Origin of the sequence: Corallococcus llansteffanensis, from assembly GCF_003612055.1 — a bacterium.
Taxonomy (GTDB): Bacteria; Myxococcota; Myxococcia; order Myxococcales; family Myxococcaceae; genus Corallococcus; species Corallococcus llansteffanensis.
The window spans coordinates 1-22,591 of record NZ_RAWB01000088.1 but is presented as its reverse complement, the minus strand read 5'-3'; the positions used below and the strand labels follow the sequence as shown (position 1 = coordinate 22,591).

Sequence of the window (22,591 nt, the reverse complement as noted above, 5' to 3'; positions counted from 1 at the left end):
GGCGTGCTCCGCATCATGGAGCTGGAGGATGTCCAGGTCTTCGAGCCGACCTCCCGCCAACTCGAGCCCGCCTGCGGCCACCCCGCCCCCTGGGTGACACGCGGCTTCACGGGGCTCGGCCGCCTCTGCCAGCTGGGAGCTACCGGCCTGCGGAGCCTCCAGCGCTCAGTTGGAGTGGAGGACTGGGAGCGCATCGCGGTGTACGTGAGCACCTCCAGCGGCCACCACGCGCGGCTGCACGCGGAGCAGGAAGGTGCGCCCGAAGGCGACGCGGGCACCTTCCAGGCCCACCTCCAGTCCCTGGTCTCCCGGATGCTCAAGGTGGCCGGAGTCCGGCAGGAGCCGCAGCTGCAGAAGGTCTTCTCGGGTGAGGCCGGCTTCTTCCTGGCACTCCAGGAGGCGGCCGAGCTGTTGCGCCAGGGGCGCGTCGAGCGGTGCATCGTCGGTGGCGTGGACAGCTTCGTGGAGCCCCAGCAGGTGCGGCAGTTGGATGCGCTGCGGCTGCTCAAGAGTCCTGCCAACCCGGTGGGCTTCGTGCCAGGCGAGGCGGCCGTCTTCCTGCTCTTGGAATCCCCCGCCGCGGCGCTCCGGCGCAAGGCCTCGCTCCAGGCGCTGCTGGACGCCCCCCGGCTACGGGCCGAGCCGTTCCACCGGAAGTCCGGCCAGCCCGCCCTCGGCATGGCGCTGGCGGGGTGCATCCGCGACACGCTCCTGGCGGCGCGGGAGCACCGCGAGCCAGTGGGGCTGGTCATCGCGGGGCTGAACGGCGACGCCTACCGCGCGCAGGACTGGGGCCATGCGCTCGTGCGGCTGCGGACGGAGGGACTGGTGGAAGCGGGTGTCCCCGAGTGGTACCCGGCGTTCCCTTTCGGGGAGACTGGCGCCGCCACCGGCCCCCTGGGGGTGGCCATGGCGGCCCATGGCTTCGCACGCGGGTATGCTCCGCCAGGAGTCGCCCTGCTGTGGGTGGGCAGTGACATGGGGGAGCGCTGTGCCCTGCGCATCCACGCACCCGGAGCGCTCCAGGACTGAAGCGAGGGACGGTCATGGCCGAAAAGCAACACGTCCGAGCACTGTGGAAGAAGCCGAACCACGAGCAGGAAGAGGGCTGCATCAGCAGCCACGAGTTCAAGTACTGGAGGCCCGCCTATCCCAACTGCGCCTACCGGGCGAAGGGCCGGGCGGAGATCATGGTCAACCCCGGCAAGATGCGGCTGTACTTCAAGAAGCCGGAATGGGCCTTCAGCGGCAAGAACTACACCGAGGCCTCGACGCCCTTCCCGCACCAGTACCACCACATCATGCCCAGCGGGGTCCTGCGCTCGAGGCTGGTGAACGACGAGCTCTCCATCCTCCAGGCCTCGCGCTACAACATCAACGAGGGCATCAACCTCATCATCCTGCCTGCGCTGGCGGACGCCGCCGATGAGCTCCAACTCCCCATCCACCTGTACTCCCATGAGAAGTACAGCAAGGAGTGCAAGACGGTCATCGACACGATGAAGTCTGACATGACCGAGCTGACGGCGGATGGAAAGCACGACATCACGGACGCCAACGTGGACGCCTTCCGCGCCTTCCTGCGCCGCTGGGAACAGGAGGAGTTCTGGCTCATCGTGGATTACGGTAGGCAGGACGCCGCCCGAGGCGTGACGCCCCACATCAACAGTGGGCGGGTTACCATGGCCCGCTGAACCCACCGCACTATGCCCAGCTATTTCATCCTGCAGCCCCAGCTTCACGAAGACTACGCCGCCATCGGCAACTTTCCGCGGAGCATGACGCACATCCACATGCCGGCGACCGGTGTGCGCATGGGAGAACTCTACAAGGACGGCCAGGAGTTCAACATGGATGAGGACTCGACGGGCATCCAGATCTCCGACGTCCTCCACAACACCTTCGGCTACCTGATGGTGTCCTCGCGGCTGAAGGCGCTCATCGAGCAGCATGCGAAGGCTGAGATCGAGTTCCTGCGTTTCACCCTCATCAACCACAAGAAGCGGGTGGAGAGCGACAGCTGCTACATCGTCAATGTCATCGGCGGGAAAGACTGGGTCGACCTGGACAAGAGCGAGGGGCAGTTCAATCCCGCGCACAAGAACCGGTACATGCGCGTCAGGCGGCTCGTCCTGAAGGAGGACGCGGTCGACCCCGAGGCCAACCTGTTCCGGGTGGCTGCGGCGCCGCGTTTGCCCATCGTGCGCGAGGACTTCAAGGCCTTGCTGGAGTCCGAGCAGACCACCGGGGCCGAGTTCTTCGAGGTCGGTACCCCCGTCAACCTCATGACATGAGCATGGACCCCCTCGCCCAGGCCCGCCACAACTCCGCGTACTACCTGCGCAAGGCCCAGGCGGCAGCACAGCGCGCGGAAGGGGCGACGGCGGAGGAGCTGTTCACCCTCAGCTCTTGCTGGCGCAGCCTCGCGCTTTGCGCGCTCCTCCAGGATGCCGACGTGGACACCTTCGCCGGGCACCTGTGCAGGTCGGCCCAGGCGCGGCGCGTCCTCCTGGAGCTGGGAAGCCGCTCCTCCGTGAAGCCGCAGCTGCTCTGCTGCACACGGGACCCGGGCTTCTGCGCGGCCCTCGCCGCCGGGCACCTGGGGCTGGCGGTCGACATCGCGGCCCGCTCCCCGACCCGCCACTTCCAGGGCGTGGAGTACGAGGACGATTTTCTCTTCTTCCACTTCATGCACCGGCTGCTCCTTGAGCCCGAAGGCGTGAACGAACAGACGAGGCTGCTGGAGCGCTGGACGCAGGTGGAGCAGGGCCGCCCCAGTGCGAACTTCGAGGTCTGCGTCGCGCTGAATGAGAAGGCCCCCCGGGCCTTCACGGCTGCGTTTGAGCTCTTCATCGACACCCGCCGGGAGCAGCTCCAGGGCTACACGCAGCGCATGGGCTTCAACCCGGAGTTGAACGCCACCGAGGGCAAGGTCTTCATCGAGGGGCTCGCCGTCCTCCGGCTGGCGGAGCTGCAGGGCCTGCCGACCCGCCCCAGCTACGACTTCATCCCGGCCCTGGCGCGGGTCCCGCCTGGTGACCGCCCACTCTCGCTGAACGCCTGGCGCGGGGACTGAGAGCCGCTCACCGTTTGAGGGGCCAGGCTGTGAACAGGATTTGAAAAGGGCCGCTGGAGGGTGACGCGCGGGCTGGAGCAGAGGCCGTGCCGTCCCTTTGGGCACACGCCGGCCCAAGTGGACCAACAAGCGGCCCAGCAGGGCGTGGCACCGCGAGTGGGCTGAGGCATCGCTCAGGTCCAGTTGACGAAGTCGATGTTGGCGGCGTCATCCACGGTGATGTTGTGGAGGCGCACGATGCCGGCTCGAACGTGTCGAACGAGGATCCCTCTGGAGCCTCCACGCCCTTCCCGCAGGAGTAGCCGACCGGGAAGAGCGACACCCAGCTGCGCTGGGTGATTTGCGCATTCGCCCCAGTGTGGCGGCTGGTCGAAGACCTCGATATCAACCTGAGTGAGTTCGTCACTTGGCGGACGGAGGACGCTGACGCGCCTGTGATTCGGGCGCCGATCGAGAGCGCGGAATCGCGAAGCCGACCGAGCACCGGAGTGCCCAGGGACCTGGACAATCCCGCCTGGAGTAGAACCACTTGCGCAGGCTGTCAGACCGCGAGGGCATGCTCCCTCCGACGGACACCCGAGCGAAGGACGTTCATGGCAACCCTGAAACAGCTGGCGTTCCGGATGGCGCGGACCCCCGCCTCCGGCTCCCTGGTGCGCTTCGGCTTCGCGCACGCGGACCGGCTCCTGCCCCTCACCTCCGTGGACCGCTCGGAGCAGGCCGCCATTTACCGCCACCCGCGTCCCGTCTACGGCACCTTCCACCACATCGCCGTCCCGCTGCGGGGCGTGCCGGACGTCTTCGCCCTGGCGCACCCTCGCCATGCCTTGCTTCGCGCGGGCCTCTTCGCGCTCATCGCCGGAGCACGGCAGCGGGCCCCCGCGTCGGTGCTCGTCAACGCGGGCCCCCGGCAGGACGTGGGCCAGGTGCACTTCCACCTCACGGACGACACGCCCTTTGGCGACGCCGTCCGCTCGGAGCACCTCACCTGGCCGGACTGGGACGCGGCCGTCCGCGCGCTGACCTCCGTCCCCGACATCCGGGCGCGCTACCTCGCCGGCTTCTCGCTGCTTCAGGACGCGGGGGACCCTCGGGTGCGCCTCATCTGAGGCTTCAGCGCGGAGGCGCCGTGGGGGACCAGAAGCCCGCCAGCGCTCCCGAGGCGTGGGCCTCGGTGTAGCGGCGCAGGTCCTCCGCGTTGTCCGCTTCCAGCCAGCCGGACGCGATGGGCACGGCGTGGACCGCCACGCCCTCGGTGATGAGGTCCTGGAGGAAGGCCGTCATGGAGATGTTCCAGTAACGCGGGTCCTTCGCCACACACTGCTCGAAGCGCTCCATGAGCGCGTGCAGGACGCCGGGCCCGAACCGCAGCAGCCCGATGTACTGCCCCTGCACCTCCTCCACCGAACGCACCCGCGCGCCGATGTCCACGATGCGCTCGCCTTCGAGGCGCAAGGACTCGCAGTCCGTCGTGGGGTCCTCCATCCGCAGCTCCCAGAGGCGGCGCCACTGCGTGTCGATGGCGACGTCGACGTCCCGGGACGCGGCGAGCATCCGCGCCAACACCTCGCGCGAGAAGACGATGTCCCCATAGGAAACGAGGACCGGCTCCGTCCGGGACACCACCGGCAGGCTGAAGCGCAGCGTGGAGACCATGTTGCCGGTGGTGTAGGCCGGGTTCACCACGACGCGCACGTCACGCCCCGCCTGGGTCAGCTCGGGATACGCGCCGGCCATCACCGTGACGTCCACACCGAAGTGCTTGTAGACCGCCAGCTGATGGTCGAGCAGCGGGGCTCCCGCCAGCTCCACCAGACACTTCGGACGATTCGCCGCGAGCGGCCCCATGCGGGTGCCCAGGCCCGCGGCCAGGATGATGGCTTTCACGGTTCGTACGCCTCCATGACTTCGAGGACTGCGGGAAGGTGATGGGGCTCCCGCTCGGGGTGCCAGAGGACGCCCAGCAAGCGCCGCCCCCTGTTCGCGAAGGCCTCCACCGCGCCGTCCTCCGAGCGCGCGAGGACGTCCCATCCGTCGGGCAGGGAGTCCTCCGCCACGCCCCAGTGGTGGAAGCTCGCCACCTCCGCCGGGCCTCTCCACGTATCGGCGAGGCGACCCGTCAGCGCGTGGCGCACGCGCACGTGGCCTTCGACAGGCACCAGCCGCATCCCCGCGAAGAGCGCGAGCATCTGCGCGCCCCGGCACACGCCCAGCACCGGCGTCCGCGTCCGGGCGGCGAGCGACAGCAGGACCGACTCCGTCTCGTCGCGCGCGGGGACCGCCTCCGGTCCCGTTCCCGGAGCGTCGTTGCCTCCACTCAGGATGACGAGCCCCGGACGGAGGGCTTCGAACTGGGCGGCGGCCGCGGCGGCCACGTTCACCGCAGGGAACGGCACCCAGCCGGCCTCCCACTGGCCCGAGGCCCAGGAGTCCTCGAGCGCGTCCCGCACCTCCGGACGCCCCGGGACACGGTCGCTGCGCTGGGTGATCAGGACCACTCGGCGCCTACTCATGGACGAGCCTGCGCCCCCCGCAGTCCAGCGTCATCACCCGCCCACCCGACAGCCGCCGGAACTGCTCCCGTCCCACGCCGATGGCGGCGGGCAGCTGCAGCTCGGTGCAGCGCACCGCCATGTGCGAGTTCGCGCCCCCGTACGCCGTGACGATGCCGGCGACGCCCAGCGCGAGCAGCCCGTCGTAGCCGGGGTCGGCACGCTCCAGCAGCACGATGTTGCCGCGCACGCGCTCCGGGTCTGGCAGCCCGTCCGCGACCAGCACCGGCGCACGCACGCACGCCTTGGTGACGAACAGGGGCTGCTCTCCACTGCTCACGTGGAAGAGCAGATGCGACGTGCGCACCAGGATGTCCGGCAGCTCGATGAGGTTGACGGCGGCGGCATGCTCGCGGGCCTCCTCCACGGCGTCGCGGCACCACGACCGGGCTTCGCGCGGCGCAAGCGCCAGGGCGGTCTCCACCTGCTCCAGCGACAGGTGCGCGAGCTCATCCCGGCCCAGCCCCAGGGGCTCGCCCCACTCCGCGAGGTATTCGAGGACGCCACTCAGCGTCTTCGTGAAGACGTGCTTGCCGTACTCGCGCCCCGCGATGCCCGCGCCCAGGTGCGCGAGAAACACCTCGCTGGTCATCGACAGGCCGGCGCTGCGCAGGCCCGCGCCCAGGCGCTCGTGAAGGCTCCGGGACAGCGGGGCCTCGTGCCTGAACGGTTCCTCCCCTCCGGAGATGAGCGGGCCGAAGTAGCGCTCCGGGTCCGCGTCATAGCGTGGCATCCGGATGTCATAGGTCCCCGGGCGCAGGTGCCCGAACTCCGCGACGAGCGCCTCCAGGCCCAGCTCGCCCCGCCGCACGCGGAGCGCGTCCGCTTGCAGCTGCCCCGCCACCGTCCGGATGCGCTGGAGCACTTCGCGCTGCTCGCTCGAATCCATCACGCCCTCGCGCACGAAGCTCTTGAGCAGCGCGGTCACCACGAACGCCGTCCGTGCCAGGTGCGCGAAGGGCAGGGTGCCCAGCTCCCTCAGGCGCGCGAGGAGGGGGCCGAGCCCGCCCTCGAAGCCCGGCGCGAACGGATGGGACCGCAGCCGCTCCACCTGCTCCACCTGCGCGGGGAGGTCGGAAAGCCCGTGGAGCGTGAGGTCCCGCAGCGCGGTGGCCAGGGCGTCCAGCTCCCCTGCATCCAACGAGGACGCGTAGAGCCTCCGAAGCCGCTCGCGCAGGCCGAGGCTCGCGCACGTGTCCGCGATCTCGAACTCCACCTTGTCATGCAGCTCGGGGGCGTGGGCCAGCCGGGCCAGTTGCCGGGAGACCAGGACCTCCGCCACGCGCGCCGGGGTGACGGCCGGGATGAAGGAGTTGAGGGAGGCGCGGACGTCCACGTAGGCGTGCCCCGCGAAGTCGCGCAGCAGGGGAATGCCGCGCAGGTCGCGGTACCCGTAGGCCGCGCGCTGCTCCGCCCAGGTCCGGTCCGTGATGAGCCTGCCGTAGAGCGTCCGCGCGAGCGGAAGCGGGCGCCGACCAATCATCTCCGCCGGGTTCCAGTCCGTCATCGTGCTGTACACGGGCCCGTCTCCGACGACGGGTGCCCTGGGCCGCAGCAGCGCCTGGTGCGCCGTGCAGGCATCCGCCAGCAGCATCGCCCGGCGGACATCGCTTCCCTCCGGCAGCGACGAACCCTTGGCGATGGGACGCACCTGGAAGAGGTGGAAGTCACCGCCCGCCAGCGCGAACTCGATGTCCAGCGCCTCCACGCCCAGGAGCTTCACCAGCTCACGGCCTACGGTGACGACGCGACGGAGCGAGTCCGGTAACAGGCCCCGGGGCACGCCGTGCTCCACGTACGCGGAAGAGGGTTTCTCCAGGGCGCCGGAAGTAATCTGGTCCGTGCGCCCGCTGGAGACGTCCGACGCCACCACCCAGTACGAGGCCAGTGTCTCCGGGTGCCGCGCCATCAGCACGCCGCTCTCGCTCACGGGGTGGACGTAGGACTGGAGGAAGACCTTCTCTTCCTCTGCCCCCGGACCGTACGAAGCGAACACGTCCGAGATGGCGCCGCCCACGGCCACGGCATCGCCCGCGTCCACGTCGAGCACCGAGAGGAAGCGTCCCGCGTTCGATGCGGTCCAGGCATCCTCCGCGGAGCAGGAGGAGCGCACGACGACGCGCTCGTTCTCGAAGCGCTCCCGAACACGCCGGAGTACGGCGTCCCGGTCCCGGGCCCAGTCCTCGCCCCGCACGATGTGCGGCCGGCAGATGCGCCACGGCCCGTGCAGCTCCGACAGGAGGTCGAGCGTGCGCGCCTTGTCCCCCAGGACGAGCCGGCCCACGGGGGCCAGGGGCTCGCTTGAGACCTCGTCCGCTTCCAACTCGAAGCGTGCTGCGGTTCCGGCCCGGGTCAGCCGGTCCGCCACCTCGTCCAGGTCCCACCCCTCCAGCGCTTCACGCACCGCCTGGGTCCTTCCGACGACGAAGCGGCACTCCCCCCGCCAGGTCGCGATCACGGCGGACGCCTCCTGGAGCAACTCGCGAAGCGCGCGCGGACGCGGGAGCACCGTTCCCTTGAACACGAGCGTCAGCGGCACGCCGTCGTACGTCTGGGCGAGCGTATCCAGGACGCGCTCGGCCCAGACGCGCGTGGAGGCGTGCACGGGGCCGACGCCGCGGATGCGGCAGTCAGGAGGAACTCCAACCGGAGGGGTGAGGCGAAGCGTCGCGGCTTCGCGGTCCAGGGCTGTCACGGGCGACCTCGCACGAGCGGACGTGGTGCATGGCGCGTGCGCGGCATCGCATTGTGGCCCCTGCTCACGTGTGGTGGATTCGATGCATGAGAACCTTCGCCACGGATGAGCGGCTGGCGTACCGCCGCGCGGGCAATGAGCTTCAGCCCCGCCCGTCCGAGGACCATGTCCTCTCCTACGAGTACCGGTTGATGCAGCTGCCGCTGGTGCGGCCCGATCATCCGGAGGTCGTGCCGTTCGACCTCAAGGCCGGCTACGACTGGCTGGGCACCTACCGCGCGCCCCGCGTCTCGCTGGTGGGCTTCGTGGACTTCGGCGCCTTCGCCCAGAGCCCCCAGTTCAACCGCTTCATGAACGCCGTGGCCATGACCGCCGCGGCGCGGAAGATCGCCTGGGACCTCGTCGAGCGGCGCAAATACAGACACCACTTCACCATCTGCAACGGGCTCCACGAACGGATGCCCATCGCGGACATCGTGCCCTTCGTGAAGCAGCGGCTGGAGGGCTTCCCCCGCTTCCGCGTCCAGGTGAAGGGCGGCTGGTTCTGGGGCAAGAAGAACGGCCGCATCTACTTCCCCGTCTACCCGGAGCTGACGGATGGCCCGAACCCCGTGGACCACCTCACGGAAGTCCAGACGCGCCTGGGCCACTCGCTCCACCCGGGCTTCTACATCGGCTGCCTCCAGTTGATGGACCACCTGCGCTTCAACTCCGAGCTGGAAGTGCATGAGGCGGACGAGCTCTTCGGCGTGCTGCGCAGCTTCCGGGAGACGACCCTCGTGGAGCTCGACGTGACCGAACTCTCCATCCTGCGCACGCACGACGACCTCATCCTCAAGAGCCGGGTCCTCGAACGTGTGCCGCTGACAGGGTGACGGGTTCATTCGAACTCCTGGAGCGCGCTGCGCAGGAGCACGCGCTCGTAGGCGTTGCGGACCAGCGCCCCCAGCGGACCGATGAGCCGCGTGAGGTCCGTCTCGCGGTACAGCGCGGGGTGGTGGAGCAATTCCAGCACCGTGGCTGCGAGCGCTGGCTCCACGCGGTAGTCGAACATCCCGGGCCGGTGCGGGTGCGAAAGCCCCGCCTGGACCGCGCCGTCCACCAGCGCAGCTTCTCGGGCCACGACGCGCAGGTACACCTCACGGGACGCCGAGGGCTCGGAGCGGAGCCCCTCCAGCTCGTTCACCGCTTCACGCCACGGAGCCATCAGCTCCTCCGGCCAGGGGGCGACGAGCTCCACCTCCTCCGCGAGGCGCAGGCGGAGGTGGACCAGGAACTCCATGGGCGAAGGCCGCCACGCCCGCCCCACGACGGCCCCCGGCAGTTGCTGGATGGCGGAGCCCGCGCGCCGGGTGGGACGCCCTTCCGACTCCAGGAGCATGCGCAGCTCCCGAGGGTCGAAGGCCGTGGCGGCCTCTTCAATCATGGCGCGCGTGTCGTCCGAGGAATGCATGAGGCTCAGCGCGCGCGTCGGGGCCTGGAGCCGGCTGCGCAGGTGGTGCGGTGAGCGCTTGCGCGGATCCGCCGACCCCTTGAGCGACCTGAACGCCGCGCAGGCCGACCGGCCCGGGGTGCGCAGGATGAGCGCGCAGGAGGACTCCAGCAGGTACACCTCGCTCGGGACAGCCCATGTCTTGTCGAGCGCGATGGGGCGGTTGGGGCTGTACACCGCCTCGATGCTGCTCTGCGTGTATTGGACGAAGCGCCGGTCCACGGCGCGGAATCCCTCGCGCTCCAGGAACGCGAGCGCCTCTTCCGCGAGACCGAGCCCGATGGCGTACGGGTCGAAGAACGTGAAGACGAACTCCTCACTCCCCGGACGCGAGCCGAAGGCCTCCACGAGGCCGGACACACTGGCAGCGTTTCTCATGTGAGGTCTCCACTCCCGGGTTCCACGAGCCACAGCGCCTCGGAAGGCGCGAGCAGGACGTCTCCCTGCCCCTGACGCCCGCCGAGCAGGTCCTTCCACTCCCGCAGCGGCACGGGGACGGCCACGGGGTCCGCGCCGAAGTTCACCAGGACATGCAGGGGCTGACGGCCATGGCCTCGCGCCAGGTGAAGCACGCCAGGCGCTGGCAGCCGCGCCTCGCAGCCGCTGTCCTCCCGCAGCGCGGGCGTCCGGTCGCGCAGGCGGATGAGGCCCAGCAGGGACTTCAGGATGCGCGCGTGCACCGGCTGCCGGACCAACGCACGCAGGGCGCCCTCCGCGTAGCGGTGCCGGTTCGCGGCGCGGGGGTTGGAGGGCTCGACGCCCACCGCGTCCGGCAGCCCGAACAGCGTGGGGAAGTAGAGGCAGGGCGTGGCGGGGAGCGCGAAGAGCAGCGCGTGCGCGGCCAGGTAGCGCTCGACGTCGAACCCCGCCTCCGTGGAGAAGATGCGATGCAGGGAGCTGTTGAGCTCGTACGGCCGGGGTTCGCCCCCCACGTCCGCGTGGGACACCCGGACACCGGCACGCTCCAGCCGCTCCAGCACCCGCCGCAGCGTGGGGGCATCGAGCGGCGGGTCCATGGGACGCAGGTGCACGCCGTCATGCGTCTGGAGGAAGGCGTAGCCGTCACGGCCGTGCGCATCCGACGCGGACGCGTTCACCCAGTCCACCAGCGGACCGCCCTCGTCCGCGAGCGCCGCCGCGAAGACGAGCAGCGGCACCGCGAGGTGGTTGTCGTGCTGCGCCAGCGCTTCGCCCAGGTAGCACCGCTCTGCTGTGCGGTGGTCCGTCTCCGCGAGCAGGCGCACCGAAGGGTCCACCAGGTCGGCCACGGCGCGCAGCGCGCGCACCAGCAGCTTCGCCTCCGGCTGGTGCGGCCCTCCGGGAACGCGCTTCCACACGTGGGGAATGGCATCCAGGCGCACGACCCGCGCGCCCGCCTCCACCAGCCGCAGCAGGGTCGCCGCCATGGACAGGAAGACGTCCGGCGAGCCGTGGTTCAAGTCCACCTGGGAGCGTCCGTACGTGCACCACGCCCAGACCGCGCGGGTCCCCATATCGAAGCGCTGAAGGAGGGAGGAGGTCCGCACCCGCGTGCCCCATTCGATGGCCCGCGGCTCGCGGAAGAGATGGAAGTCCCCGGGCCGTCCCTCCCCGCGCAGCACGTCCCGGAACGCCGGGTGTGACGTGGACACGTGGTTCATCACCAGGTCGAGCATCAGCCCTCCGCTCACCTCCGACAGCCGCTCCAGGTCCTCCCACCCCCCCAGGCGCGGATGCACGGCCTGGTGGTCCACCACCGCGAAACCGTCATCCCCGTCCGACACATAGGGCGGGAGCACATGCAGCAGGGCCGACCCCAAGCCGCCCACCTCCTCGTCGATGAAGCGCCGCAGCGCCGCGAGGGGCGCCAGCTCTCCGTCGAGCACGTGGTCCGGATACACGGCGATGACCGCGGGCCGCGCGTCCACTGACGCGCGCCCGGGCTTCAGGCGCGCGCGGACGCCCTCCGCCGTCTGGGCCAGCTCCCGGACGAGCGCCTCCGCGCGCTCCGCCCCGTAGAGCTGTCCCAGCGCGTCCCCCAGCCGAGCCCTCGCGGGGGCGCGGACCGGGGGGGCCGTGTTCCCGGAGTCGCTCATCCCTGGTGCTCGAGGACGTAGTCGATGCTGCCCTGGAGGAACTCCACCGCGCGCGCCAGCTCCGGCTCCGCCGCCATGCGCTGGGCCATGCGCTGGTGGAGCGCCTCGATGCGCGTGAGGCACTCGCCCAGCGGGCCCGTCGCGCAGTCCGCGTGGATGGAGAGCCCTTCCGCCAGGAGGGCCCGGTCTACCTCGCCCGCGGTGGCCATCGCCTTGCGCGACTCGATGAGGAGCCACTTGCGCGCCGCGCTCGTCACCCCCAGGGCCGCGAGGATGGAGACCAGCGCCTCCTCCACGGAGATGCGCGCCACGTGCCGGCTGGACTCCTCGCTAACGGCGCGGTGGCTGATGGCGTCCTCCAGGTACTCGTGGACCTCCATGAAGTGCCGCACGGTGAGGTAGGTGGGCAGCAGCTCCACCAGGAACTCGTCCCGCCAGCTCGCCACCAGGCCCGGGTTCATGAGCGGAAGCCCCGTGCGCAGTCGGTGCAGGAAGCGCAGCTCCGGGCCATCGATGATGGGGATGAACTTCAGCTCGGACGGCTTGTAGAGCGCCGGCGCGATGGCCGTCATCCACGTCATGATCTCCGCCACACGGCCGCGCTCCGCCAGCTCGACGTTGACCTCGATGCCGTCGCAGTACTGGAGCGCCTCACTGAAGCGGCTGTTCTTGAAACGCACTCCCTCCTTCGTCGAGATGAGCGACGTGCGGTGCGGCACCAGCACCATCAGGTCCACGTCCGAACTGGGCGTGCCATTGCCGGCCGCGAGCGAACCCGTCAGCAGCACGCCGCACGAGGCGGGGTCGCTGACCAGCTCCGACAGGATGCGTTCGACGTCCACGCCGTGGGCGCGAAGCGTCTGCGTGGTGAGCGTTTGACCACTGGAAAGCTGATGCGTGCGCTTCATGATGCCACCTTCCCCAGTCCCTGATGGGACAGCTGCAAGTCCGAGAAAACGTCCGCGCACGCATCCGCGACGGTGCGCACCATCTGCTCCTCATGCGTCCGCATCACGCTCAGGCGCAGCAGGCCGCGGCCTGCCGGGACGGCCGGGTGGATGACCGGGTTGGCGTAGATGCCCCGGTTCCACAGCAGCCTCCACGCCTGGAGCGTGTCGAAGTCCGCGCCCACCTCCACGCTGACGATGGGACCGTCCGACGGAATGGGCTGCAGTCCGCGCGCCGTCAGCGCCTCGCGCAGCGAACGCACCCGTTCCTTCAGCTGGCCCACCAGCCCCGGGTCCTCATGGAGGATGCGCAGGGAGGCCAGGGCCGCGGCCACGGAGGCCGGCGTGTTGGCGGCGGTGAAGAGGAAGGGCCGGGTGAGGACGCGCAGCGCTTCAATCTGCTCCTTGTCCCCGAGGATGGCGCCGCCGCAGGAGCCCAGGCTCTTGGAGAAGGTGATGGTGATGAAGTCCACGTCCTGGACGACGCCGTCCTCCTCCACGGTGCCCAGCCCCCGCGCCCCCACCGTTCCCAGGCCGTGCGCCTCGTCCACGACGAGCGCCAGCCGCGTCTCGCGGCACACCTCCAGGAACCGGCGCAGCGGGGCCCGGTCCCCGCGCATGGAATAGACGCCCTCCACGACACAGAGCCCGGAGGCGGTGTCGTCCTTCGCCTGGGCCAGCAGGTGCTCCGGGTCGTTGTGGCCGAAGCGCTTCATGTTCGCGCGCGCCAGCCACACCCCGTCCAGGACGGAGGCGTGCATCTCCTCGTCCACCCAGGCGCGGTCATTGCGGCCCAAGAGCGAGCTCATCAGGCCCAGGTTGGCGCCGTAGCCGGTGGAGAACACCATGGCGCCGGTGCGGCCATAGAAGCGCCGCAGGGCGTCCTCCAGCTCTTCGTGGAGCGCCAGGTTGCCGTTGAGCAACCGCGAGCCCGTCACGCCCGCGCCCCAGCGGCCCGAGGCCTCCTGCGCGGCGGCGATGACGCGGGGGTCGTTCGCGAGCCCCAGGTAGTTGTTGGAGCCGAAGTTGAGGATGTCCCGGCCCTCCATGCGGGTGATGGGGCCGGTGGCCGACTCCACCCGCGTGAAGTAGGGGAGGCGGCCAATGCGCTTGCCCAGACGGGCCTGCGCCACGCGCGGGTCCCCGAGCAGCCGCTGGATGACAGGCGCCCGGAGGCGGCCCGCCGTGTCTTGTTCAGGTCGTGTCATGTTTTTGATCCCGGAAGTCGAACGCCAGGCTCGCGGCGGTCGCGCAGACAGCGGTGAAGGTGAGGATGACGGCGGTGCTCTGGAGCACGACGCTCCAGCGGCCCTGGCCGAAGGTGGCTTCGTTGAGCGCACGCAGGGCCCAGTAGTGCGGCGTGGCGTAGCCGAGCGTGCGCGACCAGGCCGGCAGGGCTTCGGTGGCGACGATGGCGCCACCCACCGCGCTGAACGTCACCAGCACCAGGTAGGAGAGGTTGGAGAGCGTGGCGGTGCTGCGCGTGATGGCGAAGAGGAGGAAGCCCAGGGCCGAACCGCTGGTCACCAGCGCCGCGCCGGTGAGGGCCACCTGGAGGACCTGGCCGTTCAGCGGCAGGCCCAGGAACACCGCCGCGAAGCCCGTGAAGAGCAGCAGCTGCACGAACGACATCGCGCACGCGGGCAGCACCTTGCCCATGGCGAACGCGAGCGTGGCGGGGCGGATCAACGCCTGCCTGCCGTGGGTGTGGTACCAGAAGTCCCGGTAGAAGGCGTGACCGGAGTAGGTCACCACCATGTAGCTGAACATCACCGCGAAGCCGATGGTGGCCCGGCCCATGGCGCCCGGGGCCGCGTCGAGCCCCGACACCCCCGGGCCCAGGATGGCGGAGAGCACCGCGGGCAGGATGAAGATGAACACCATGGCCGTGCGCTCGCGCGCGAGCACCCGCCACTCCGTCAGCGCGTAGCAACGCACCACGTTGACGAAGTCCGCCACGCCGCTGGGAGCGGAGGCGTCACTGGAAGCGATGTCGTGATTCATGGCCCTTCTGACTCCCGAGCGAAGGCGCTCAGGGACGGGTCCCTCAGCAGGATGTCGCGGAGCCGGTTGCCGGACAGGCGGAGCTCGGACAGGTGGACATCGGAGGGGACCTCGCCCAGCTTCGAGCGGACCTCCTCCAGGCTGCTGGTGGCCAGCGTGAGCTCCCACGAAGCGTCGGCGGGCGGGGACACGGGGCGCGCGCCCCGCAGCGACAGCGTGCGCGCCTGGTTCGACAGGACCGCTCCCAGCGTCCCCAGGTCGCGCGTCTTCCCGTCCCGCAGCAGCACCAGCTCCGTGGACAGCTCCTCGATGTCCTCGGGGTAGTGCGCGGTGACCAGCACCGCCGCGCCCTCCTCGCGCCAGGCGCGCACCCGGCGCACCACCAGCTGGCGGGCCTCGAAGTCGAGCGCGACGGTGGGCTCATCCAACAACCGGATGGGCGGCGCATGGACGAAGCTCGCCGCCAGGTGCACGAGGCGCCGCTGCCCCCCTGACAGGTGATGCACGCGCGTGCGGGCAATGGGACCCAGCGCGAACTCCTCGAGGGTCCTCGCGATGGCGGCCTTCGCCTCTTCGCGCCCCAACAACAGCCGGGCCAGGTGCCCGACGTTCTCCTCCACCGTGAGCACGGGATAGAGCGCGATGGCCTGCGTCGCGAACCCGATGGCGCGGCGGGCGGGCAGCCCTCGCACGTCGAGCCGCACCGAGCCTCCCGTCGTTCCCCGCACGGTGCCGGTGAGCGCCCCCAGCAGCGTCGTCTTGCCCGCGCCGTTGGCCCCGAGCAGCCCCACGGACGCTCCCCCCTTCAAGTGGAGGGAGGCATCGCGGAGCACGGGCGTCCCCCCGGCGAAGGCGAAGGAAAGCCGCTCCGCGCGGAGCAGGACGGCTCCATGCGCGAGCCCCGTGGATTGACGAAGACGCCCAGATGTTTGGATTGAATCCTGAAAAGAAGCTTTTTCAGGAAAAGTGTTTTTGTCGGTCATCGTCGGGATGACCTTCTACAGATGCGGTCTGACATCGGGCGTCAGCACCCCGCGTCGAAGATGACGCGGCCGTACCTGTCACGGAGCCTTCATTGAAAGCCTTTCCCATCTCGCACGTCCTGCTCGCCTCCGCGGTGAGCTTCAGTGCCGCATGCAACAAGAGGTCGGAGCCTGCTCCCGCGCTGGACGCGAAAGGGGGGCACAGGGCTGGAGCCGAGGAGCTGAAGAAGGCGGCTGACGAGGCTCCAGGCTGCGGAACCTGTCAACGTGAATGAGACAGTGAAACTGAGAGATGGGTGCGCAGCCCTCTGTGAGGTGGGGAGCGGCGCGGGGTTGTTGATCCAGACGGCGTTCGGAAGGGCCTGGGGCTTCGGAGGGCCGTGGGAGAAGCGCTCGGGTGCGCGGCGAAGGCGGCGGCGAGGACGGTGGCGCGGGCCGCGAGGCTTGCGTCCGCCAAGCCGTGGTGGACGTCGTGAGGGGTGAGCAGACCCAGCCCCGCGTGGTGGTGCTCCTCATTGTACCAACGGAAGAAGTCGCCGCAGTAGCCGCGGGCGTCCTCAAGGCAGCCGAAGACGCGGGGGAAGTCGGGCCGGTACTTCAGCGTCTTGAAGTGGGCCTCGCTGAAGGGGTTGTCATTGGAGACGTGGGGCCGGGAGTGCGTCGTCGTCACGCCGAGGTCTGCCATCAGGAGGGCCACGGACTTGGACATCATGGAGGAGCCGCGGTCGGCGTGAACCGGCAGCTGGCCGGGTGGGATGGCCTGGCGCTCGCAGGTTTGTGCCAGGAGCTTCTGGGCGAGCGCGGCCGACTCGCGGTGCGCCACCAGCCAGCCGACGACGGAGCGGCTGAAGACGTCCAGGACGACGTAGAGGTAGAAGTACGTCCACTTCGCCGGTCCGTGGAGCTTGGTGATGTCCCAACTCCAGAGCTCGTTCGGCTTCGTCGCGTGCACCTGGGGCACCGGGTGGTTGGGATGGCGCAGCTGGTTGCGGCGCTCGCGCACCTCTTGGTTCTCGGCCAGCACCCGGTACAGCTCGGACGGCTTCAGCACCGTGTCTGGCCAAGGCCGGACCGTTCTTGACTTGGGGCTGGCGATGGTTGGCCATGCCAGGCAAGTGCAGCAGCATCATGAACCGTTGAAGCGCGTCCAGATGGGCTGGAGTCAAAGCGGGCCGCGGGAGTCCTTGATGGCCGCGCGCGAGTCGACGTCGGAGAGGAAGGGGCCTCTCATTCATCCTTCGGCTGCGGCGCGGAGCTGGGCGGTGATGTCCACCGCTCGGGCATGGCCCATCAGGCGCGAGTTCATGTGGACCGAGTGAGCGTTTGTGTGGGCCGCGAACCGGCTCTGCTCGCGGACGATTTCGGCGGGGACGAGCGCGGCTCGGACCACGCAGTAGTCGGTGTCCCTCAGCAGGACCAGGGCGGACAACTCGAAGTCCCAGGATCTGAAGGCGGAGGTCTGCAGCTGCCCACGCTTCGGTGGCTCGGATATGACCCGAGCCTTCACCTGGAGACGCTCACCTGTTGGGAGCGTGAGGTCGTGCGACTTGACCGAGTTGTCCTCGGCGAGTGTGCCACCGAGGGCTCGAGCAACGAGCCACTCTGCGTAATCCCCCGCAGGGGCGTTGTTTGTGCGCACCACCCTGCGGCGTCGAAGCTCCGCGAGTACTTGCGCATACCCGGCGAGAAGCTCGCCGACACTCTGGTTCTGAATGCTCATGGTCCCTCGCAGCCAGCAGGCTGTCAGCCTATCTGGAGCCTCCACGCCCTTCCCGCAGGCGTAGCCGACCGGGAAGAGCGACTCATCCTCACCCCTGGGAGCGGTAGGGCAAGCGTGACTCAGGTGCAACCGCCCTCCGGTTCTTTATGATCGCGCCCCGTTTCCTGGCATGTCCGGTCTTGCACCTGACAGGGAGGGCTCCTGCGAGCACGGGCCGCCGGGACACGAGGGACTTCCATGGACTCAAAAGGCTTCCTTCATGAGCGCCACGCGCGGCGGTTGGCTTCTACGTGCAGCCGCCGGCTGCTGGGCACGTTGCTGCTGAGCCTGACGGTGCTGCCTTCGCTGCAGGCCACCGCCCAGGAGCAGGGCAGGGTGCAGCCCTACCTGCTCTCCGTGCGCCGCCTCTACGAGAACCTGGAGTATGAGCGTGCCCTGGAGCAACTCTCACGCGCCAAGCGCCTCTCCTCAGGCAAAGAGGAGGACGTCCTGCTTTCTCTCTACGAGGGCGCCATCCTGGCGGACCTCGGCCGGGTGGAGGAGTCGGAAGCGGCCTTCAAGGCGGCGCTCTTCGTGCGTCCCGAGGCGAAGCTGCCCGTGCTTGTCTCACCGAAGGTGGAGGAGCGGTTCGAGGCCGTGCGGCGGCAGGTGAAGCAGAAACTGGAGGCCGTGGCGCGCGGTCAAGCGGACGCGCCGGTGCAAGTGCCACCCCCGGAGGCTCCGCCCACGCCCGTGCCGGACGCACCGCACGCCCCGGCGCTGGCGCCGGAGGCTTTCGTCGCGCGGACCTCCAGCGGCCAGGGGCGGCGTACAGGCGCGTGGCTCCCCGCCACCATTGGCGGCGGGCTGCTGGTGGGAGGAGGGGTGTGTTACCTGCTGGCCCGGGCAGAGCACTCGAAGCTGCGGGGCAGTGACGCGGGCCTGGCGACACGGGAGGACGTCAAGCGCAGCGCCTCGCGAGGGAAGAGGTACCAGTGGATGGGCGTGGGCCTTGCGGGTGCGGGCGTGGTCGGCCTGGGCGTCTCGGCGGGAGTGTACCTGCTGGGGCGGCCGTCGCAGGCGAGGACGTTGGGCGTGGACGTGAGCACGGACGGCACGTCCGCCTTCGTGCAGGGAAGGTGGCCGTGAAAACGCGCTGCAATGGCCTGGTGCTGGTGGTGGGGCTGCTGGCGTCCCTGGCCGGTTGCATTGACTTCGAGCAGGATCAGGCGGACTTCTGCCTGCGCAACCCCGCTCGTTGTGGCGAACCGCTGACGCAGGCGGCACACGACGCCGGCAGTACCACCGACTCCGGCATGACGGGCGAGGAGGACGCAGGAATCGCTACGGATTCGGGCACGCCTGACGCTGGTGGAGTGGACTCAGGCACTCCTGCCGACGCAGGGGCGCAGGGCGAGGCGGACGCGGGCACCCCTGCGGACGCGGGGAGGGCCGTCACTCGCGTCGTCGCGGGTAATGGTTTTGGTTTGGAACTCATGAAGGACGGTAGCGTCTGGGCCAGGGGCAACAACGATTACGGCCAGCTGGGGAATGGGACGACCGACCAAAGACTGACGCCGGTGCAGGTGCTGGGCCTGACGGGCGTGGCCTCACTGGCCGCGGGCGCCTCCCACTCCCTGGCGCTCAAGGCGGACGGCACCGTCTGGGCCTGGGGTGACAATTCTACCGGCCAACTGGGGGATGGGACGAGAACCCAAAGGCTGACGCCGGTGCAGGTGTCGGGCCTGACGGGCGTGGCCTCCCTGTCCGCGGGCGCCTCCCACTCCCTGGCGCTCAAGGCGGACGGCACCGTCTGGTCCTGGGGTTCCAATTATATCGGCCAGCTGGGGGATGGGACGACCGGCGACAGGCTGACGCCGGTGCAGGTGCCGGGCCTGACGGGCGTGGCCGCCCTGGCCGCGGGCGCCTACCACTCCCTGGCGCTCAAGGCAGACGGCACCGTCTGGGCCTGGGGCTACAATGCTGTCGGCCAGCTGGAGGAGGGGACGACCGACCCAAGGTTGACGCCGGTGCAGGTGCCGGGCCTGACGGGCGTGGCCGCCCTGGCCGCGGGCTTCGCCCACTCCCTGGCGCTCAAGGCGGACGGCAGTGTCTGGGCTTGGGGCGACAACGATTACGGCCAGATGGGGGATGGGACGACCGACGATAGGCTGACGCCGGTGCAGGTGTCGGGCCTGACGGGCGTGGCCGCCCTGGCCGCGGGCGTCTACCACTCCCTGGCGCTCAAGGCGGACGGTCGCGTCTGGGCCTGGGGCTACAATGCTTACGGCCAGCTGGGGGATGGGACGACCGACGATAGGCTGACGCCGGTGCAGGTGTCGGGCCTGACGGGCGTGGCCGCCCTGGCCGCGGGCGCCTTCCACTCCCTGGCGCTCAAGGCGGACGGCAGCCTTTGGGCCTGGGGCGACAACGATTACGGTCAGCTGGGAGATGGGACGATCGGCCGAAGGCCGACGCCGGTGCCGGTGCTCGGCCTGACAGGCGAGGCCGCCCTGGCCGCGGGCTTCGCCCACTCCCTGGCGCTCAAGGCGGACGGTCGCGTCTGGGCCTGGGGCTACAATACTGACGGCCAGCTGGGACCCAGCCGCCCGTCATACACTCTGGTTCCACTCCCAATCAGGTAGGCCGGAAGCCCCCAGCGACGGGTTCGATTCCCTCCGCCTTCACGGATCAGCTCCCGGAAAGGACCCAGGATGGGTCAGTGCCTCGAAGTGCCTCGGTGGGTCTCGACCCCTCCGGGCCCCTTCGAGCCGCTGCATCATTTTCCGGATCGCTGGCTCTTGAGGGTGGGTGCTCTGGGGTTGCCTCGGACCGGGGGATGGGTGTCGCTCGAAGGAGCAAGATGCAGGAGCAGCGTGGGTGGATGCTGGTGGTGATGCTGTGCTGCGTTGCGGGCGCGGCGGTGGGGGAGGAGCCACCAGGCCCGGGGCGGCAGCTCCACGAGCCGGCACCGGCCATTCTGAAGAGGGCCCCCGGCAAGAACCCGGTGGATGTCGCCAGCTCGCTCATCAACCTCGCCAACCTCTACGAGAGCAAGGGGTTGTACGCGCGCGCCGAGCTGCTCCATGCGCGCGCGCTGGCGATTCGGGAAGCGGCTCTCGGCAAGAGCCATCCCCTCGTCGCCCAGGCGCTCTTCAGCCTCGCCGCCAACTACGACGCCCAGGGGTTGTACGGCCGGGCCGTGCCGCTCAACGAACGGGCGCTGGCCATCTGGGAAACGACCCTCGGAAAGAACCATCCCGACGTCACCAACGCGCTCTCCTCCCTGGGCCAGCTCTACCTCGCCCAGGGGCTGTACGCGCGTGCCGAGCCCCTCTTCGGGCGGGCGCTGGCCATGGATGAAGCCGCCTCCGGCAAGGACCATCCCTACGTCGCCATCTCGCTCAGCATCCTCGGCAACCTCTACGCGGCCCAGGGGCTCTACGCGCGCGCCGAGCCGCTCTACGCTCGCGCGCTGAAGATCCGGGAGGCGAGCCTCGGCGAGCGTCATCCCATCGTCGCCGAGTCGCTCCACGACCTCGCCAACCTCTACGTGGCCCAGGGGCTCTACGCGCGCGCCGAGCCGCTCCACGCGCGTGCGCTGGCGATTCGGGAAGCCTCGCTGGACCAGCGTCATCACCGCGTCGCCGAGTCGCTCCACGACCTCGCCGGGCTCTACGCGGCCCAGGGGTTGTACGGCCTGGCCCGGCCGCTCTACGAGCGCGCGCTGGCCATTCAGGAAGCCACTCTCGGCAAGAGCCATCCCGACGTCGCCGCGACGCTCAACCACCTCGCCGTGGCCCATGTGGCCCAGCACCGGCTCGACGAAGCCCTGCCGCTGTTCACCCGCGCCTTCGCCATGTCCGAGCAGCACCTGCGCCAGGAGGCCCTCGGCTTGTCCGAGGCGCGCCTGGCCAGCTTCCTCCAACTGCTGCGCACCGACGAGGAGCGGCTCTATGCGCTGCTGCGCGCCCATCCGGACGATGGCCGCGTCAGACGCCTGGCCCTGGCCGCCGCGCTCCTGCGCAAGGGCCGCTCCGTCGAGGAGACCGCTGACATCTCCCGCACCGTCTACCGGAGCCTGGGCGCGCAGGACCGGGACACCTTCGAGCGGTTGAGGGGGCTGCGCACCCGGCTGGCCCAGCTGTCACTCCAGGGCCCCGGCTCGCTTCCACCGGCAACCTACCAGGGGCGTCTCGAGGACCTCTCCGAGCAGGGGGCCGCCCTCGAAGGTGACCTGGCCCGGCGCTCCGCGCGGCTGCGCTCGTTGGTGGCACTGCCCTCCGCCGCGGAGATCGTGGACCGTGTCGCCCAGGCCCTTCCCGCGGACGCGGCCCTCGTCGAGTTCATCACCTACGTGGACCGGCCGCTGGTGCAGGGGCCCGGCGCGCCCCCCTCCCAGCTGCGCTACCTGGTGCTGGTGTTCCTGCCTGACGCCACCCTCCACTTCAAGGACCTGGGCGCCGCCGGGCCCATCGACTTGGCCGCCTCGCGCCTGCGAGACGCGCTCGCCAACCGGGACGCCACCTTCCTGGCCTCCGCCCAGGACCTCTACCAGCGCACCTTCCAGCCCCTGCTGCCGCTGCTGGGAAAGACCCGCCGCCTCTTTCTCTCGCCGGATGGCCAGCTCGCCCTGGTGCCCTTCGCCGCCTTGCACGACGGCCACCAGTACCTGGTGGACGGCTTCGACCTCACCTATGTCCCCGCTGGAAGGAGCCTGCTGCCCCGCCCCCAGGAGGGCGCGCCCCCTGACTCCGTGGTCGTCCTCGCCGACCCGGACTTCAACACCGCCTCCATCCCGGCGCTCCCTGCCTCCATGGGAGAGGATCCCGGGGGGGCGAAGCGCTCGCTTCCCAGCGAGCGCTTCTTCCAGACGCTCCGCGCGAGGCTGGAGGCACGCGCGTGGGCACCGACGCCACTGCCCGGAACCCGCCAGGAGGCAAAGGCCATCCAGCGGCTGCTGCCCCAGGCCCAGCTGATCCTGGGCGCCGAGGCCACCCGGCAGCGGCTGCTGGAGGTGCCCGCCCCCGGGATCCTGCACCTGGCCACCCATGGCTTCTTCCTGGAG

19 protein-coding genes and 1 pseudogene are annotated in these 22,591 nt (G+C 70.0%); 9 read left to right on the top strand and 11 right to left on the bottom strand.

Translation table 11 applies throughout. The features are described from left to right. From D7V93_RS11125 to D7V93_RS44850, 5 genes are all read left to right on the top strand, one after another. Positions 1-1,032: beta-ketoacyl synthase N-terminal-like domain-containing protein (locus D7V93_RS11125; protein ID WP_147451132.1), on the top strand; the 1,032-nt coding region annotated here is incomplete at its 5' end. Positions 1,033-1,046: 14 nt separating this feature from the next. Continuing rightward, on the top strand, positions 1,047-1,694 hold the full coding sequence (locus D7V93_RS11120; RefSeq protein WP_120643375.1) for an AHH domain-containing protein: 648 nt from the start codon (positions 1,047-1,049) through the stop codon (positions 1,692-1,694). A 99-nt stretch (positions 1,695-1,793) separates the two neighbouring features. Beyond that, positions 1,794-2,294 carry an imm11 family protein gene (locus D7V93_RS11115; RefSeq protein ID WP_147451131.1) on the top strand — a complete coding sequence of 167 codons (501 nt, stop codon included), beginning with the start codon at positions 1,794-1,796 and terminating at the stop codon, positions 2,292-2,294. A gap of 2 nt (positions 2,295-2,296) precedes the next feature. Continuing rightward, positions 2,297-3,076 (top strand): hypothetical protein, encoded by a 780-nt coding sequence (locus D7V93_RS11110; RefSeq protein ID WP_120643373.1) that lies wholly within the window; start codon positions 2,297-2,299, stop codon positions 3,074-3,076. Positions 3,077-3,669: 593 nt separating this feature from the next. Continuing rightward, positions 3,670-4,185, top strand: a complete 516-nt coding sequence (locus D7V93_RS44850) for a hypothetical protein (RefSeq protein WP_158623706.1) — start codon at positions 3,670-3,672, stop codon at positions 4,183-4,185. A 4-nt stretch (positions 4,186-4,189) separates the two neighbouring features. Here D7V93_RS44850 and D7V93_RS11100 read toward each other — a convergent pair whose 3' ends face one another. Genes D7V93_RS11100 through D7V93_RS11090 form a run of 3 tightly spaced genes read right to left on the bottom strand, consistent with a single transcriptional unit; the run spans position 4,190 to position 8,233 of the window. After that, positions 4,190-4,963 carry a phosphocholine cytidylyltransferase family protein gene (locus tag D7V93_RS11100; RefSeq protein ID WP_158623705.1) on the bottom strand — a complete coding sequence of 258 codons (774 nt, stop codon included), beginning with the start codon at positions 4,961-4,963 and terminating at the stop codon, positions 4,190-4,192. Next, positions 4,960-5,574 (bottom strand): gamma-glutamyl-gamma-aminobutyrate hydrolase family protein, encoded by a 615-nt coding sequence (locus D7V93_RS11095; RefSeq protein ID WP_158623704.1) that lies wholly within the window; start codon positions 5,572-5,574, stop codon positions 4,960-4,962. Before D7V93_RS11095 ends, D7V93_RS11100 begins: the two co-directional genes overlap by 4 nt. Before the next feature lie 7 nt (positions 5,575-5,581). Further along, positions 5,582-8,233 (bottom strand): PEP-utilizing enzyme, encoded by a 2,652-nt coding sequence (locus D7V93_RS11090; RefSeq protein WP_120643370.1) that lies wholly within the window; start codon positions 8,231-8,233, stop codon positions 5,582-5,584. Between the two features lie 176 nt (positions 8,234-8,409). On the opposite strand from D7V93_RS11090, the gene D7V93_RS11085 reads away from it, so the two are divergent. After that, the gene (locus D7V93_RS11085; RefSeq protein WP_120643369.1) at positions 8,410-9,198 is read left to right on the top strand and encodes a hypothetical protein; all 789 of its coding nucleotides are present in this window, start codon (positions 8,410-8,412) and stop codon (positions 9,196-9,198) included. Between the two features lie 5 nt (positions 9,199-9,203). On the opposite strand, the gene D7V93_RS11080 is transcribed toward D7V93_RS11085, so the two are convergent. The 8 genes and pseudogenes from D7V93_RS11080 to D7V93_RS11045 form a co-directional block, all read right to left on the bottom strand. Further along, positions 9,204-10,193: a nucleoside-diphosphate kinase gene (locus D7V93_RS11080; RefSeq protein ID WP_120643368.1), complete on the bottom strand. Its 990-nt coding sequence runs from the start codon at positions 10,191-10,193 to the stop codon at positions 9,204-9,206. After that, positions 10,190-11,890: an alpha-amylase family glycosyl hydrolase gene (locus D7V93_RS11075; RefSeq protein ID WP_120643367.1), complete on the bottom strand. Its 1,701-nt coding sequence runs from the start codon at positions 11,888-11,890 to the stop codon at positions 10,190-10,192. The genes D7V93_RS11080 and D7V93_RS11075 overlap by 4 nt, the downstream gene beginning before the upstream one ends. Next, a complete protein-coding gene (locus D7V93_RS11070; protein ID WP_120643366.1) occupies positions 11,887-12,798 on the bottom strand; it encodes a nucleotidyltransferase domain-containing protein in 912 nt (303 codons plus the stop codon). Before D7V93_RS11070 ends, D7V93_RS11075 begins: the two co-directional genes overlap by 4 nt. Continuing rightward, positions 12,795-14,045, bottom strand: a complete 1,251-nt coding sequence (locus D7V93_RS11065; protein ID WP_120643365.1) for an aminotransferase class I/II-fold pyridoxal phosphate-dependent enzyme — start codon at positions 14,043-14,045, stop codon at positions 12,795-12,797. The genes D7V93_RS11070 and D7V93_RS11065 overlap by 4 nt, the downstream gene beginning before the upstream one ends. Continuing rightward, positions 14,032-14,841 carry an ABC transporter permease gene (locus D7V93_RS11060; RefSeq protein WP_120643364.1) on the bottom strand — a complete coding sequence of 270 codons (810 nt, stop codon included), beginning with the start codon at positions 14,839-14,841 and terminating at the stop codon, positions 14,032-14,034. The genes D7V93_RS11065 and D7V93_RS11060 overlap by 14 nt, the downstream gene beginning before the upstream one ends. Further along, positions 14,838-15,824 carry an ABC transporter ATP-binding protein gene (locus D7V93_RS11055; RefSeq protein ID WP_120643363.1) on the bottom strand — a complete coding sequence of 329 codons (987 nt, stop codon included), beginning with the start codon at positions 15,822-15,824 and terminating at the stop codon, positions 14,838-14,840. The genes D7V93_RS11060 and D7V93_RS11055 overlap by 4 nt, the downstream gene beginning before the upstream one ends. 302 nt (positions 15,825-16,126) lie before the next feature. Continuing rightward, positions 16,127-16,857, bottom strand: a pseudogene (locus tag D7V93_RS11050) (transposase); the annotation flags it as partial. A 198-nt stretch (positions 16,858-17,055) separates the two neighbouring features. After that, a complete protein-coding gene (locus D7V93_RS11045; RefSeq protein WP_147451130.1) occupies positions 17,056-17,544 on the bottom strand; it encodes a hypothetical protein in 489 nt (162 codons plus the stop codon). 237 nt (positions 17,545-17,781) lie between these two features. On the opposite strand from D7V93_RS11045, the gene D7V93_RS11040 reads away from it, so the two are divergent. The 3 genes from D7V93_RS11040 to D7V93_RS11030 all read left to right on the top strand — a co-directional run. Continuing rightward, positions 17,782-18,672, top strand: a complete 891-nt coding sequence (locus D7V93_RS11040; protein WP_147451129.1) for a tetratricopeptide repeat protein — start codon at positions 17,782-17,784, stop codon at positions 18,670-18,672. Continuing rightward, entirely contained in the window at positions 18,669-20,168 is a 1,500-nt protein-coding gene (locus D7V93_RS11035) for an RCC1 domain-containing protein (RefSeq protein ID WP_244237233.1), read from the top strand. The genes D7V93_RS11040 and D7V93_RS11035 overlap by 4 nt, the downstream gene beginning before the upstream one ends. Before the next feature lie 218 nt (positions 20,169-20,386). After that, the coding region (locus tag D7V93_RS11030) for a CHAT domain-containing protein (RefSeq protein ID WP_244237232.1) at positions 20,387-22,591 on the top strand (2,205 nt) is incomplete at its 3' end.